General features: G+C 68.3%; 1 pseudogene. It reads left to right on the top strand.

The features are described 5' to 3' along the window. Positions 1 to 48: 48 nt before the first annotated feature. Positions 49 to 878 (top strand): annotated as a pseudogene (locus tag MTQ10_RS30795) (IS5 family transposase). Positions 879 to 898 lie beyond the last annotated feature (20 nt).

Raw genomic sequence — 898 nt, 5'->3', positions numbered from 1 at the left:
CTAGGCGGTGTCTTCAAATGATCTTGGGTGGTGGATCATGGCTGGGTGATACGTCGCCATGAACTGTCCGATGCTGAGTGGGAGTTCATCCGGCCGCTGCTGCCCGAGTCGTTGCGGGGGCGGAAGCGGCTGGACGACCGCACGGTGCTCAACGGGATCGTGTGGAAGTTCCGGACCGGGACCGCTTGGCGGGATGTGCCTGAGCGGTACGGTCCGTGGGCGACACTGCACACCCGCTTCCGCCGGTGGGCCCTGGACGGCACGTTCGAGCGGATGCTCCGTGCCGCCCAGGCAAGGGCGGATGCGGCCGGGGACATCGACTGGCTCGTGTCGGTCGACTCCACCGTGGTCCGCGCCCACCAGCACGCCGCCGGGGCCCGAAAAGGGGGCTCCACAACCCGGCACTCGGACGTTCCCGAGGCGGACTGACCAGCAAGATTCATCTGGCCTGCGACGCCTTTGGCCGTCCGCTCGCCTTCACGATCACGGGTGGGAACACCAACGACTGCACCCAGTTCACCGCCGTGATGGAGGCGATACGGGTGCCCCGGCCCGGCCCGGGGCGGCCACGGGTCCGGCCCGCCCACGTGCTGGGCGACAAGGGCTACAGCTCCAGGGCCATCCGGACCTGGCTCAGGCGGCGGGGCATCGGCCACACCATCCCCGAACGGGCCGACCAGGTCCGTAACCGGCTCCGGCGCGGCAGTCGGGGAGGGCGCCCGCCGGCCTTCGACAAGCAGCTATACAAGCGGCGCAACGTGGTCGAACGCTGCTTCAACCGCTTGAAGCAGTGGCGCGGCATTGCCACCCGCTATGACAAGACCGTCGAGTCCTACCAGGCAGCCGTCACCCTCGCCTCGCTCCTGATGTGGGCGTGACATTTGAAGACACCACCTAG

This window comes from Streptomyces sp. XM83C (assembly GCF_023072675.1).
In the GTDB taxonomy this organism is placed as follows: Bacteria; Actinomycetota; Actinomycetes; order Streptomycetales; family Streptomycetaceae; genus Streptomyces; species Streptomyces thermocoprophilus.
Note: the sequence above shows the minus strand (reverse complement) of the source record. Positions and strands in the feature narration are given on the sequence as shown.